This is a genomic window from Clostridium sp. AM58-1XD (genome assembly GCF_003464085.1).
Taxonomy (GTDB): domain Bacteria; phylum Bacillota; class Clostridia; order Lachnospirales; family Lachnospiraceae; genus Lachnoclostridium_A.
This window is the reverse complement of the sequence record NZ_QSDR01000023.1, coordinates 31,314-46,089: the sequence shown is the minus strand read 5'-3', so window position 1 is coordinate 46,089 and position 14,776 is coordinate 31,314. Positions and strand designations below refer to the sequence as shown.

The window sequence follows — 14,776 nt, the reverse complement described above, 5'->3', positions numbered from 1 at the left end:
CTTTTTATCAATTTGGAAATAATAAATTAATTAAATTTATTAATATTTAAAGCCGTTGAGCAACTAACTTGATTTTAATTATAATTAGCTGTCCAATTAAAGTCAATACATACTTTTTGCCATAAATTCCCAATACATACTTTTTGCCATAAATTCCCTCATTATTTTGTGTGTTTTGCATAATTATTTCGTTTTTTTATCTTTACTCTTGTAAAATCTTCCTTCTAATCATATAATTAATTTAACTAAATAATTAAATATTAGGAGGATGAAACAAATGCTTATGTCACTTCCGGAACTGCCCTTTTCCGCTGATTTTACAGACAAAGTCATTATCGTTACAGGCGCAGGCGGTGTAATGTGCAGCTATTTTTCGAAAATGCTCGCCAGAACAGGCGCCAAAATTGCTCTTCTCGATATCAATGAGCAGCAGGCTCTTTCCTATGCAGAAGAAATTGTCGAAAACGGCTGTACCGCCAAAGCATATCGGGCGAACGTCCTCGACAAACGTGATCTGGAGCAGGTGCACTGCCGGATACTGGAAGATTTCGGTCCCTGCGATATTCTGATCAACGGCGCCGGAGGGAATCACCCAAAAGGCAATACAGAGGAGGAATACTACTCTGCCGAAGAGGATGTCAAAACCTTTTACGATATCGAACAATCTGGTTTTCAGTTCGTATTGGATCTGAATTTCATCGGAACGCTGCTGCCGACTCAGGTATTTTCCAGGGATATGATCGAAAAAGAAGGCTGCAGCATTATAAATATATCATCCATGAATGCATTTAAGCCGCTGACCAAGCTGCCGGCTTACAGCGCCGCAAAAGCAGCCGTCACCAACTTTACGGAATGGCTGGCCGTTTATTTCTCAAAAGAGGGCATCCGCGTGAATGCTCTTGCCCCCGGATTTTTCATCACCGGACAGAATGAAAAGAATCTTCTGGATGACAGTGGAAATTATACTCCCCGCGCCTATAAAATTCTGTCCAATACTCCATTGGGCCGGTTCGGCCGGATCGAAGAACTGGGCGGTACGCTCCTGTATCTCCTTTCCCCCGGCGTATCCTCCTTTGTAACGGGAGCTGTCATTCCCATAGACGGCGGTTTTAACGCATATTCGGGCGTATAGATCACGGGATTATTTTTCTGAAAAAGATTGATTCCGCCTGTTTTTTCCCGTATAATGAAAGCGGACTGCAAAATTGGTCAAATGCCGCTTTTTGCTGTTCAAATCAGATGAATCGGGGATGATCGCGTGCAACATTTAGGGGTAAACATGGAAAACGTAAAAATAACCAACCGCGCCTGCGTACTGCAGCTGCTTGTAAACCGAGGCGCCATGTCCCGAACTGATATTGCATCTGTTTTAAGCCTGACAACGGCTACCGTTACTACCATCTGCAATGAATTTATCGCCAAGAATCTTCTGATTCCCGGAGAAGAGGTCGACACGGTCTCAAAGGTTGGAAGAAAGCGGAATCCGATCGATCTCAATTATGACCGAATGCATATTTTAACGATTGATATAGACAGTGATGTTACTACTGTTGCCATAACGAACTTAAAGGGCCGTCTGGTTGTATCAGACAGCTTTTCAACCGCCCTTTCCGCAGATCCGGAGGAATTTTTCAGACAGACTGCCGCAACCGCAATTCGCCTGCTTTGGACCCATCATTTCCAGAATGACGATATTCTGGGAGCGGGCGTAACCATAGTCGGTCCTGTAAATCACCTGGACGGCATCAGCCTCGATTCCTGCGGAATATTTTCCGGCGAATGCAGCATTAAAAAACACCTGGAGCAGGAACTTCCTTTTACCGTATGTGTGGAAAACAGCGTAAGCGCCCTTTTAAGCAGCGAGCTGCTGTTCAACAATCCGGACAACCTGCAGAATGTTCTCATGCTCAAATGGGGACCAGGTGTCGGCTCCGCTTCCGTCATCAACGGTACAATGTATAAAGGCAGCAATTTCCGTTCATCAGAGCTTGGCCTTACGATGATCGATCAGAATGAACCCGTCCGTTTTGCCGGCAGAGGAGGTCGACTGGAAACCTTAATTTCCATGAACGCTATTGAAGAGAAGGCAAAAGAACTGTTTGCCTTAACTTCCAGTCCGTACATACTGGATACGGTCCATACATACGGCTTTCCGAATAAAGAAAATTTTTCTGCCTATGTGTCCATGGAAGACCCTGCGTTTCAGGAATATCTCGATAAATCGGCAGAAGCTCTGGCCATCGTGACAAATAACGCGATTCAGCTTATTGTCCCGGATAAAATTATTTTATTCGGTGACGTTTTTGACAATGAGGTCATGTATTCCTCATTTATACGCCATGCGAACAGGATTAATCCCGAACTCACCGACGACCTGTTTATACGCAGTGAGCTGACAAAAAAGAAAGCGTATATCGGCGGTGCTGCTGTCGTTTTAAAACAGCTTCTCATCGATAACGGAGGCACATTGATTCCCTAGAGAGCGTCGCTTCATAATACCTTACGGTTAGGAGCGAGGCTCCTTTTTTCGCTTTTACCGCTCTTTCTATTACAGCACTGTATCAATTGATTCCAAGGAGGATAATGATAATTATGAAACGTTCATCAGAACTGCTAGACCTGCTTCATTCCATTGACAGAAAAAGCTATCCGGCATACAAATCGCTGGCCGGCTCCTATCAGTTTGACAGCTATATTCTTTCCATCGATCATGTTCAGGGAGATCCTTTCGCTTCTCCATCGTCACTCAGCGTGGAAATTCCCCATCGTCTGGCCGGCTTTCCAGAACACCTTTATAAAAGCTCCTGCTGCCGCGTCGCCTTAGAAGACTATCTCACGAGGCTGCTTTACGCCAGATTTCAGGATTTTAATTTCAAGGCAAAGGGTTCCGGAAAAAGCGGCCTTTTATCTGTCAGCCGCTGCGGTCAGGAAATCCTTTCCCGTACGGCCTGCGAAATTACAGAAAAAGGGATTACCGCCCGTTTTCATGTGGGATTTCCTGCATTTGGAAGAACGATTAACGCCGGAGAGCTGGAAAAAATTCTGTTCCAGTTCCTTCCAAAATCTGTTCAGGACTCTTTTCTGTACAGAAGCTGGACGCAAATGAGGGGGAAAAACGGTTTTTCTGGCTGAGGACCAGGATTACATCCGCAGATATCTTTCAGAACACGGCATGGCTGCCTTCATTGCCAACGGCTCTGTTCTTCCTCGAAAGAGCGGCGTGTCCGATCTTCCCATGAAAGGTTCCGTCCCCTTTCAGTCGCCGGCCTCCATGGAGATCAGTCTGCACCTGCCGCACAGAGGAACGATCCGCGGCATGGGGATACAGAAGGGGATCACATTAATTGTCGGCGGCGGTTATCACGGTAAATCAACGCTTTTGGAGGCGCTTCAGACAGGAGTATATAATCACATTGCAGGCGACGGGAGGGAATATGTCATCACAGACCATACTGCTTTAAAGCTGCGGGCCGAGGATGGACGCTGTATCAAGAATGTGGATATTTCCCTCTTTATCAACGACCTTCCAAACAAAAAGGATACAAAAAAATTCTCTACTCCCGATGCCAGCGGAAGCACATCCCAGGCAGCTAATATTTCTGAGGGCATCGAATCCGGAACAAAGCTGCTTCTGATCGATGAAGATACTTCTGCTACCAACTTCATGGTCAGGGACGATTTCATGCAACAGGTCATCAGCAGGGACAAGGAACCGATCATACCGTTTCTGGAGCGGGCCAGAAGCCTGTATGAAGAAGCGGATCTCTCCACCGTGCTTGTTGCCGGAAGCTCAGGCGCTTTCTTCTTTATTGCCGACAAGATCATACAGATGGACTGCTACCGGCCGGTGGATATCACAGATCATGTAAAATCCATGTGCAGAGAGCATCACGCTCCGAGAACGAAGGCCGAAAATTTCTCTATACCGGACTTTAGCCGTATAATCGGCAGTTCCTTTGTCCGAAACAGCAATGAGCCCAACAAACAGGAACACAGCGCGCCGGAACGCGTGAAAGCGGAACGGTACGGCAGGGACTTCAGAGGCCGGAGCCGCGACAGCGGTCGTGAATCCATTAAAATCAAGACTTTCGGAAAAGATTCTTTTTCCATCAATAAAGAAACTGTCGATCTGCGTTATGTAGAACAGCTAATGGATTCGGAACAGACGGCCGCGCTCTCCCACCTGCTCCGATACGCCTTAGAACACGTTCTGGACGGAAGAAGGACGCTCAGAGAGACCGTAGACATACTGGAACAGACTCTGGAGCAAAAAGGCTGGACTCCCTTCTGCCCCTCCTATGTTCCATGCGGTCTGGCAAAGCCTCGCAGGCAAGAAATCTTTGCCTGTCTGAACCGTTTTCGGGGATAGGGCTGCCCTTCTTTTCGTGAGCTGCTACAGAATTCCGTCTTCTTAAGAGATTCGTACGAAAAATTAATCCAATTTTCATGAAATTCTTTCCACATTTTCGTCATTTTATTATATAATAGGGACTGTAATGACAGAATAGTGAATAATACGACAAAAGAAAGGAGTTTATATGAAGAAAACTCTAATCATCTCCATGCTGGTTCTTACAAGCGCCTGTATGATGTGGGGCTGTAAATCAAAGAATAAGGTGGATCTTACAAGCGCCCATACAACCGCTGCAGACGAAACCATGTCCGCCGCAGAAACTTTACCAACCACAGAAGAGGCAGCAGAGGTAACGACTGCTGCAGATGAGACCGCTTCCGCTCAGTCAGGTACGGGGGCCAGTATTTCTACTTATAAAAGCGGCAAGGTTTCCATTGAATACCCTGCTGTATCCGAAAGCACATCTTCCAATGCGGCGGCCGTCAACGAGCTTCTGAAGAAGAATGCGGTATCCGCAGTGAAAGCATACGGTGTAAACGAATCCTCCGACACCATGACCATTAAGTGTAATGTCGTTTCTGTAAACAACAAGAGGCTGACTGCTGTCTATACCGGAGAAGTGACGGCAGCCGGTGCAGCTCATCCTACCGCTGTGTACTTTACAAACACGGTAGATTTAAACAAGGCATCGGATGTAGGGCTTTCCACTTATGCAGATCCTTATACCATGGCGGGCTATGTCATGTCTGATGACTGTAAGTTTTACAACCTCACTGCCGAACAGGAAAAGGCGGTAAAAGAGTATAAAAACAGTCAGAGCATCGATACATATAACAAACTGTTCAAACAGGCAGACTTTCCGTTGAGAGGCGATACGTTCCCGGAATGCTTCAGCTATGAAAAACAGGGAGAAATCCGAATCTCCATACCGGTTCCCCATGCCTTAGGGGACTATGCCATCGTAGTCTTTACACCGGAGACAAAATAAAAACAACCGAGAAAGGAAACTTTTTGTCATGGAAATTGTAGAAAATATGGAAAATGTGACCATCTTTACCCATCCGCTGATTCAGCACAAGATTTCTCTGCTGCGCAATAAAACGACAGGAACTAATGAATTCCGTTCCCTCGTTGAAGAGATTGCCATGCTCATGGGTTATGAAGCCCTGCGGGATCTTCCCCTTCAGGACGTGCAGGTAGAGACGCCTATTGAAACCTGTATGACCCCTATGATAGCCGGAAAGAAGCTTGCGGTTGTCCCGATCCTCCGTGCAGGCCTTGGGATGGTCAACGGCATCCTCGCTCTCGTACCTTCTGCAAAGGTAGGTCATATCGGCCTTTACCGGGACGAAGTTACCCATGAACCGCACGAATATTACTGCAAACTGCCGCACCCCATCGAACAGCGTACAATCGTAGTCACCGATCCGATGCTGGCAACAGGCGGTTCCGCCGTAGAGGCTGTGAACTTCATCAAGGAGCGCGGCGGAAATAAAATTAAATTTATGTCCATTATCGCAGCACCGGAAGGCCTCGAAAGACTTCATAAGGCCCACCCCGATATTCAGATCTATATCGCCACCTGGACCGCTGTCTGAACGCAGACGCTTACATCTGCCCTGGTTTGGGCGACGCAGGCGACCGAATTTTCGGAACGAGATAGGTTCAAAAACAAGACAAAAAGCAACGCAGCCATACACCATATATTGATCTCGATCGATCAGATCAATATATGATGATGGCTGCGTTTTTTAGTTGTACTTATAATTTCCCGCTGAATACAAGCCGATTTGTAAGCAGTCTCCGGAACTGTTTATCCTTTTCTCCTTTCAATCAGCCGATGCCCTTATAAACGACGCTCAGAATACATACCAGTACGGTCAATACAACATATACGTATTTTGCCGTAAAGTTGTATGCCTTTCCAATCGGTTTTTCCCTTCCGCTGTTTAATTCTTCGCCGATTTTCTCCGTACCGAGCACCCAGTAAATCATGATTGCACAGAGCACCGCGCCGAATGGTACTACATAGATCGTAATGATGTCCATCCATGTTCCCATATAAGGCTCATATTCAATGAACAGGCCAACCAGGAATACAACGGCACCAACTGCCAGAACTGCTGCTCTCCGGTTCAATTTCAAATGGGTCTGGGCAGCTTCCGCACAGACTTCGAACATATTGACGAGAGACGTCACCCCTGCAAACAGAACGGAAAGGAAAAATACGGCTGCAACCAGCCTGCCTCCAGGAATCTGCCCAAATACCTTAGGAAGCGTAATGAACATCAGAGGCGGGCCGGACGCAGGATCCATCTGAAACGCAAACACTGCCGGTATAATTGCAAGACCGGCCAGCATGGCAGCTACCGTATCCAGCAAAGCCGTCATCAGCGCCGCTTTCTGTACATCCTCTTTCTTGTCCAGATAGCTTCCATAAATAATCATTCCGGAGCCCGTAATCGACAGGGAAAAGAATGCCTGTCCCATGGCCATGATCCACGTTTTCGGTTCCATCAAAAGTTCCCATCTCGGTATAAAAAGATATTTATACCCTTCCATAGATCCTGGCAGAAAAAAGACTCTTCCCGCAATCAGAACAAATAGAATGAAGAATACCGGCATGATGATCCGATTAATCTTCTCAATTCCCTTTGTAACGCCGCCTGACAAGATCAATACCGTAAGAAGTACGACGAGAAAATGCCACGGCACACTCCCAAAATGACCTGTGGACTGGCTGAAGTATTCAGAAGCTTCTGTTTTCAGCATAACTCCGCTGAGAGAGCCGAACAGATAACGCAGCACCCATCCTACGATGATGGCATAGCCAATGGCAATTCCCAGGGAACCAACAAGAGGTATGGCTCCCAGATACGCGCCGCCCTTTTTTCCTCTTGTCTTCATAGCATAATCATAAGAACCGATCGGCCCAGTCCTGGTCAGGCGGCCGAAGGCAAACTCACCAGAGAGCCCTACCATTCCGAACAGTGCTATAAATCCAAAATAAATCAACAAAAATGCAGCTCCTCCGTACTGGCCGACACGGTATGGAAACATCCAGATATTGCCCATACCGACGGCCGACCCTACGGAGGCCAGGATAAATCCCAGCCTGGATGCGAACTGCCCATTTTTTCCAACCGTATTTTTATGTTCCGTCATTCCCAATCTCCTGTACTCTCCGCGTATTTTTCCAGCGCGTCACTATTATAAGCGTTTTTCTACGATTTCGCCCTGTTTCTTATAAATAGAGTTCCCATTTACACAGCCTCTGACACTGGAAAGAGGATAAATATTTGAATTTTTTCCAACTACCGTACCAGGATTCAGGACTGAGCCGCAGCCGACCTCCACGCAGTCGCCCAGCATAGCGCCGAATTTTTTCAGTCCTGTCTCGATATCGCCGTCTTCTCCATGTACCCTGACAAGCTGCTTATCGGATTTTACATTGGAAGTAATGGAGCCGGCGCCCATGTGAGATTTATATCCCAAAATAGAATCGCCCACATAATTATAATGCGGTACCTGCACACGATCGAACAGAATGACATTTTTAAGCTCCGTAGAATTTCCAACCGTTGCGCCCTCGCCCACCAGAACATTTCCTCTGATAAATGCACACTGACGGATTTCTGCATCCTTACATATAATTAAAGGGCCCTTTACACATGCCGTAGGAGGCATCTCCACGGATTTGTGAATCCAGACGTTCGTTCCGTATTGATTATACTCATCTGAAGAAAGATTTTTCCCCAGTTCCTCTATCATTTCTCCAATATGAGGCAGAATCTCCCATGGAAACTCATACTGCTTCATAAAACCGCCTGCCATCGTATGGGTCAAATCATATAAATTCTCAATCTTCATATCTTCTTTATTCATGATTATATGTCTCCTTTTTTAAATCTGGTGCCTTGACCTCACGGTCAAGCCGTAGCAAATAGTTCCGCGCTTTTCCGGCGCGTAACTATTTTTATTTCGCTCGCTCCCTCGCTCCATAAAACGTACGGGAAACGCCTTGACCTCACGGTCAAGCCGTAGCAAATAGTTCCGCGCTTTTCCGGCGCGTAACTATTTTTTGTAATTGGCTGCTGCCGCGTCGAAGTGGTCTCTCATATTGTACTGGTTGTTCAGCTTCATGACGTTCGCTGTCCTGATGGATACAAAATGTTCCAGTTTCTGCATGTATTCATCTGGCGTTATGCTTCCCTCTGCCACATACGCAAGCCCTTTTTCCCAGCTGGCCGTCAGCTCCGGGTTCAGCAACTGGCGGATTGAAGCATTCACTACGTCAAAAACCATTTCGCCCAGAAGGGTGGTCATTATGACCTGCGTCTTTCCATTCAGAGCCAGATATTTGATGTTAACCAGTTTCTTCAGAATTTCGGCTCTCGTCGCACTGGTACCGATTCCGCTGCCCTTGATCTGGGCTCTCAGGTCTTCGTCCTCAATCAGCTGGCCGGCATTTTCCATTGCCAGAATCATGGAACCTGACGTATATCGTTTCGGCGGGGATGTCTCCCCTTCCTTAATGGAAAGTTCCTTCACTGGAAGAATCATCCCCTTTTTCAAGGTTCCCAGCATGGCAATAAAGGCAGGATTATCCAGATTGCTCTGGACGCTCTCCTGGTCACCGCCTTCTTTGCTTTCCTCTTTCGCCGTTTTATCGCTGTTTTCTTCTTCTACTGTCCGCTTTCCTCCAGGAGAAGCCACCTTCAGGTAACCCTGGTCCGTCAGAACTTTAAAATTGGCATAAAAACGTTCTGAATGGCCTTGTGTATCTTCCATTGTCATTTCCAGGCTATATTTCTGATAGACCGCTGCCGGATAGAAGATACTTAAAAATCTTCTGGCAATGACATCATAAACTCCGGCAGCCAGACGGTTTAGCCCCTTCAATGCGGAGAGGCCCTGTCCCGTGGGCACAATTGCATAGTGATCCGTAATCTGTTTATCATTGACGTATTTTGTTTTCGACAGACCCTGATACGCTTTTTTCTCCAGAATTTCTTCCGCAAACGCCGCCAGTGGTTCATAATATTTTAAACCGCTGATATTCTTCTGTATCACTTTTGTTACTGCCGTAGACAATACTCTGGCATCCGTTCTGGGGTAAGTGACGAGTTTCTTTTCATAAAGCTCCTGAACGATTTTCAGCGTCTCGTCCGGGCTGATCTTAAAACGCTTGGAACAGTCATTCTGAAGTTCCGCCAGATTGTAGAGAAGAGGCGGACTTTTCGTCTCCTTTTTCTTGCCTGCTGAAGAAAGAAGAGCTTCTGCAGGGCTTTTTGCAAAAGGCTGCCGACCAGCTCTTCTGCATGCTTTCGTTCTTTAAAACCGTTTTCTTTATAAAGATACGGCGATCCGAAGTACTTAGAACCTTCCATGCTCTTCCATTCCCCAGAAATCTCCATTCCCTGCGAATCGAAGGTGCCCAATACACGGTAAAAAGGTGTCTTTACAAAATTTCTGATCTCCCGCTCCCGGCGCACCACCATACCCAGAACACATGTCATCACGCGGCCGACGGATAAAACGGTAAACTTCGTATTCATATATCTGGAGATTGCCGGACCGTACTTCAGGGTCAGGAGCCTGGAAAAATTAATTCCCATCAGATAATCTTCCTTGGCTCTGAGATAGGCCGAAGCAGAGATGTTGTCGTATTCCGACCAGTCCTTTGCTTCACGGATTCCTCTCAGGATTTCTTCCTCTGTCTGCGAGTCGATCCAGACTCTTTTTCTCATTTTTCCGTGAACTCCCGCCATCTGATCTACAAGGCGGTAGATGTATTCTCCTTCACGCCCGGAGTCGGTGCATATGTAGATCGTATCTACATCGGGCCTGTTCAAAAGGCCGCTTACAATCTTAAACTGCCTGGCAACTCCTTCTATTACCTGATACTTGAATTCCTTAGGCAGAAACGGCAGAGTAGCCAGGCTCCACTTTTTCAATGCAGGGTCATAGGCTTCCGGATAGCTCATCGTAACGAGGTGGCCCACACACCATGTGACAACCGCCTCCTCCGATTCCAGGTAACCTTCTCCCCTTCTTCCTTTTATCTTAAGAGCGTTGGCAAATTCCTGTGCCACGCTTGGTTTTTCTGCTATGTAAAGAGATTTTGGCATAAATTCCCCTTTTATATGATTCTGATTTTTACACTTTACAGTCCAAATAGGTTACTGTAAAAAAGCACAAACTTATTTAAGTATACCATTGAAAATAAAGAAACGCAATGATACAATTATACGAAAAAGAATCATGAGTAAAAAAGACAAGTAGAAAAGAGGATACGATTATGGCAATCGATAAAGTCAAGGAATACTAAAACCCTTCGGCAAAGATAAAGACGTTCTGGAGTTCGATGAATCCAGCGCAACCGTAGAACTGGCGGCACAGGCAGTCGGGGTGGAACCGGCGCGAATCGCCAAGACCATGTCCTTCTGTACGAAAGAAGAAGGCGGCTGCATTCTGGTAGTCACCGCCGGAGATATGAAAATCGACAACAGTAAATTTAAAGGAACGTTTGGATTCAAGGCAAAAATGCCCAAGGGGGAAGAGGTTGAGGCGCTCACCGGCCATGCCATCGGCGGCGTATGTCCATTTGCCAATCCGGAACACGTGACAGTCTATCTCGACGAATCCCTGAAACGGTTCACGACGGTATTTCCGGCTGCCGGCAGCGGAAGCTCCGCAATCGAACTGACATGTGGCGAACTGGAGGCTCTATCCCATGCCGCCTCCTGGGTGGATGTATGTAAAAATGTATGCAGTTAGGAAATAGGTCGCGGCAGGAACTGCCATTCACCAGCAGCCATGGATATCAGTTATAAAAAGATAACGGCGGATATCCCAATATCATTATCAGACAGGCAAACAGGGTGCTGCAAAAGTCGAATCAGCTGTTACTACCAATACAAGGTCCCATTCCAGGCGGTAGCCAAGTCACTACATCTTGTATCGGCGGCAACGCTATATTCATTTTTGCAACACCCTGTAAATCTTCCCTTTTTCGGAACTGTTTCAATTTCCTATCATTCCATAACAAAACGGTAAATGGTAGTCGTTTTATACTCTTCTCCTGCTTTCAGCTCAGTGGATATGAAATTCTTCTCATTGATGGCATTTGGGAAATACTGCGTTTCAAAACAGTATCCCTGTCTTCTCACATAACGGCAGCCTTCTTTTCCAACCACGCCCTGTCCAATATAATTTCCCGTATAAAACTGAATACCCGGAAGGTCCGTATATGCCTCCAGAACCCGGCCGCTCTCCCTGTCTCTGGCTTTTGCAGCAAGACGCACTTCTCCGTTGTAATCATTCAGAACCCAGTTGTGATCGTAGCCGCCTGCCTGTTCCAGCTGGTCATACCCGCAGTCAATTTCTTCTCCGATTGCCTTAAATTTTCTAAAATCCATAGGCGTTCCCATTACCGGCCTGATCTCTCCCGTAGGAATCGAGAAAGCGTCAGAAGGCGTAAAACGATCCGCATTCAGATAAACCTCCTGCCGTAAGGCAGACCCGCTTCCCTGTCCTGCCAGATTAAAATAGCAGTGGTTCGTAAAGTTGGCAACTGTGTCTTTATCACAGACCATGTGATACCTGATTTTCACGGCGTTGTCTCTTGTCAGAACATACCGTACTTCTATCAGCGCTTCTCCCGGATATCCCTGATCCCCGTCAGGACTTTTGAGCGAAAAGAGAAGCTCCGTACCGTCCTCTGTCTCTTCCGGTTTCACATCCCAGAGACGGTTTCTATAGAAATCAGGACCGCTGTGGAGGTTATTGCTGTGATCGTTCGCCGCCAGTTCATACCGTGTTCCGGCGATCTGAAAAGCGGCTCCGCCGATTCTGTTGGCATTTCGGCCTACAATGGCTCCGAAAAATGCCCCGTCTTCCAGATATGGTTCCGGCGTATCGAATCCAAGAATTACATCCTTTACAGTTCCATTCCTGTCTGGAACCTTCATCTCATTCCATACAGCTCCCAGATTGAGAAACGATGCCTCAAGCCCGTTTTCATTCATCAGGGTATACTTGTCGACCTGCCTTCCATCCGGCAGCTTCCCAAATACCGTCTTTTTGTAAGACATACTCCATCCTCCTTATATCTGTAAATATCCATTTTTTTCCTGTAAAATTCTTCGCTCTCTAGTATAATATAACAAGAGGGTGTTGCAAAAGCCGAATCCGCATTACCGCCGATACCAGATTTCGTTCCAGGCAGTGGCCAAGTTACTACATCTGGTACCGGAGGCAATGCTCTATTCCTTTTTGCAACATCCTCGTTAAATTTAAATATTAAATTAATATGTTCTTTTGCAGCGGTTAGGTTTCTGCTTTTTACTTGCTTTTGATGTAGCCCTGCGCTGTAAGGAGCTCTGCACAGAGAACGGCTCCGCCTGCAGCGCCGCGGACTGTATTATGAGAAAGTCCAACAAACTTCCAGTCATAAACCGTATCTTCTCTCAGACGTCCAACGGAAATTCCCATTCCCTTTTCAAAATCAACATCCAGAGATACCTGAGGGCGGTTATCTTCTTCCATATACTGGATAAACTGCTTCGGCGCACTCGGAAGATCAAGCTCCTGAGGAAGGCCTTTGAAGTTCACCATCCGGTCGATCAGTTCTTCTTTGGTCGGGTTCTTTCTGAACTTTACAAACACGGCTGCCGTATGGCCGTTCAGCACCGGAACGCGGATACACTGACAGGTAATCACGGGTTCAGCCGCCTTCACGATCTCGCCGTCCACAACCTGACCCCACAGCCTTAATGGCTCCTGCTCGCTCTTTTCTTCTTCTCCGCCGATATAAGGAATGATGTTGCCTTCCATCTCCGGCCAGTCCTTAAACGTCTTTCCTGCTCCGGAAATCGCCTGGTATGTGGTTGCCACGACCTCATATGGTTCGAACTCTTTCCACGCTGTCAGGACAGGTGCGTAGCTCTGGATTGAGCAGTTCGGCTTAACTGCAATAAAGCCTCTTTCTGTGCCGAGACGCTTTTTCTGGGATTCGATTACCTCAAAATGCTCCGGATTGATCTCCGGTACAACCATAGGTACATCAGGTGTCCATCTATGGGCGCTGTTGTTTGAAACAACAGGTGTCTCTGTCTTCGCATAAGCTTCTTCAATCGCCTTGATCTCATCTTTTGTCATATCTACTGCACTGAATACAAAATCAACTTCTGCCGCGACCTTTTCCACTTCATTTACATTCATGACAACCAGCTTCTTAACGGCCTCGGGCATCGGTGTCGTCATTTTCCATCGTCCTCCGACTGCCTCTTCATATGTTCTTCCTGCAGAGCGCGGACTTGCTGCCACTGCCACAACTTCATACCAGGGATGGTTCTCCAGAAGGGAGATAAACCTCTGACCTACCATACCTGTTGCGCCTAATACGCCGACTCTTAATTTTTTTTCCATGATCGTTTCTCCTCTATACATTTTGCACGATATCCATGCGCCTTATTAAATGCAATGGTATCATCTGCACCAGGCCCGGCGAGGCCTCGCTAAGTGCTCATCGTATACTCCGTGCTTAGTATTTCACTATCCTATACCAAACCTTTTAAAATTGCAATAGATATTCGCGAGAAAAATACATTTGTCCGCATGGCGAATACATTTCTGAGCTATCAAAATAAAATGCACGCGGCACACGAACTTTTCGGCCGGATCAGGCCAAAGAAAGTGCAACTTCCATCATATCTGTAAATGTTTTTTGCCGTTCTTCAGCGGTCGCCCTCTCTCCTGTGATGGAGGAATCGGAAATCGTGACGATGCAGAGGGCGTTGACTCCTGCTGCAGCGGCGTTACTGTACAGGGCTGCGGCTTCCATCTCAACGGCCAGAACCCCCATATCCGTCCAGCTCATGCCTGTATTTATACATTGTTCCGGATTGTAGAACATATCTGAACTGAGCACGTTGCCTACATGGTACGTAATTCCCTTTTCCTCCGCTGCCTTCACTGCCTTTGAAAGCAGTTCAAAGCTGCAGATACAGGAATAATCACCTGGGAGGCCGAACAGCTTCACATAGTTGGAAGTCGTACATGCGCCCATTCCAAATACCATTTCGCGTATGTTCACGCTGCCCTGAAGAGAACCTGCCGTGCCTACGCGGATCAGGTTTTTACAGCCGTATGCGTGAATCAGTTCATATGAATAGATTCCGATGGATGGACAGCCCATTCCCGTTCCCATGACGGAAACAGGTTTTCCGCGATAGGTGCCCGTGTACCCCAGCATATTTCTTGTGGCGTTAAACTGCTTTACATCTTTCAGGAAATTTTCTGCAATAAACTGTGCTCTGAGCGGGTCCCCCGGAAGCAGGATCGTCTCAGCAATCTCTCCTCTCTTCGCCTCGATATGAGGTGTAGGAATTTTAATTTCTGCCATTTAAGCTCCTCCTT

9 protein-coding genes and 3 pseudogenes are annotated in these 14,776 nt (G+C 46.8%); 6 read left to right on the top strand and 6 right to left on the bottom strand.

The genetic code is table 11. The features are described 5' to 3' along the window. Positions 1-277 precede the first annotated feature (277 nt). The 5 genes and pseudogenes from DXA13_RS14345 to upp all read left to right on the top strand — a co-directional run bounded on the left by DXA13_RS14345 (position 278) and on the right by upp (position 6,017). On the top strand, positions 278-1,132 hold the full coding sequence (locus tag DXA13_RS14345) for an SDR family oxidoreductase (RefSeq protein ID WP_243009151.1): 855 nt from the start codon (positions 278-280) through the stop codon (positions 1,130-1,132). Between the two features lie 147 nt (positions 1,133-1,279). Then, a complete protein-coding gene (locus DXA13_RS14340) occupies positions 1,280-2,479 on the top strand; it encodes an ROK family protein (protein WP_118245342.1) in 1,200 nt (399 codons plus the stop codon). 113 nt (positions 2,480-2,592) lie between these two features. After that, positions 2,593-4,369 (top strand): annotated as a pseudogene (locus DXA13_RS14335) (ABC-ATPase domain-containing protein). A 169-nt stretch (positions 4,370-4,538) separates the two neighbouring features. After that, entirely contained in the window at positions 4,539-5,342 is an 804-nt protein-coding gene (locus tag DXA13_RS14330; protein ID WP_118245340.1) for a hypothetical protein, read from the top strand. A gap of 46 nt (positions 5,343-5,388) precedes the next feature. Next, positions 5,389-6,017: pseudogene (upp, locus tag DXA13_RS14325) on the top strand (uracil phosphoribosyltransferase). Between the two features lie 170 nt (positions 6,018-6,187). Here the strand turns inward: upp and DXA13_RS14320 are convergent. From DXA13_RS14320 to DXA13_RS14310, 3 genes and pseudogenes are all read right to left on the bottom strand, one after another. Continuing rightward, positions 6,188-7,519, bottom strand: coding sequence for a sodium-dependent transporter (locus tag DXA13_RS14320; protein ID WP_118245338.1), 1,332 nt, complete (start codon positions 7,517-7,519; stop codon positions 6,188-6,190). 45 nt (positions 7,520-7,564) lie between these two features. Beyond that, positions 7,565-8,239, bottom strand: a complete 675-nt coding sequence (locus DXA13_RS14315; RefSeq protein WP_118245336.1) for a UDP-N-acetylglucosamine pyrophosphorylase — start codon at positions 8,237-8,239, stop codon at positions 7,565-7,567. Positions 8,240-8,428: 189 nt separating this feature from the next. Further along, positions 8,429-10,485, bottom strand: a pseudogene (locus DXA13_RS14310) (DNA topoisomerase). A 280-nt stretch (positions 10,486-10,765) separates the two neighbouring features. Here DXA13_RS14310 and DXA13_RS14305 point away from each other — a divergent pair. Further along, on the top strand, positions 10,766-11,134 hold the full coding sequence (locus DXA13_RS14305) for a YbaK/EbsC family protein (RefSeq protein ID WP_347559872.1): 369 nt from the start codon (positions 10,766-10,768) through the stop codon (positions 11,132-11,134). Positions 11,135-11,391: 257 nt separating this feature from the next. Here DXA13_RS14305 and DXA13_RS14300 read toward each other — a convergent pair whose 3' ends face one another. From DXA13_RS14300 to deoD, 3 genes are all read right to left on the bottom strand, one after another. Next, the gene (locus DXA13_RS14300) at positions 11,392-12,450 is read right to left on the bottom strand and encodes an aldose epimerase family protein (RefSeq protein WP_118245334.1); all 1,059 of its coding nucleotides are present in this window, start codon (positions 12,448-12,450) and stop codon (positions 11,392-11,394) included. Between the two features lie 250 nt (positions 12,451-12,700). Further along, positions 12,701-13,786, bottom strand: coding sequence for an aspartate-semialdehyde dehydrogenase (gene asd / locus DXA13_RS14295; protein WP_118245332.1), 1,086 nt, complete (start codon positions 13,784-13,786; stop codon positions 12,701-12,703). Positions 13,787-14,039: 253 nt separating this feature from the next. Then, positions 14,040-14,762, bottom strand: coding sequence for a purine-nucleoside phosphorylase (gene deoD, locus DXA13_RS14290; protein WP_118245330.1), 723 nt, complete (start codon positions 14,760-14,762; stop codon positions 14,040-14,042). Positions 14,763-14,776: the final 14 nt, after the last annotated feature.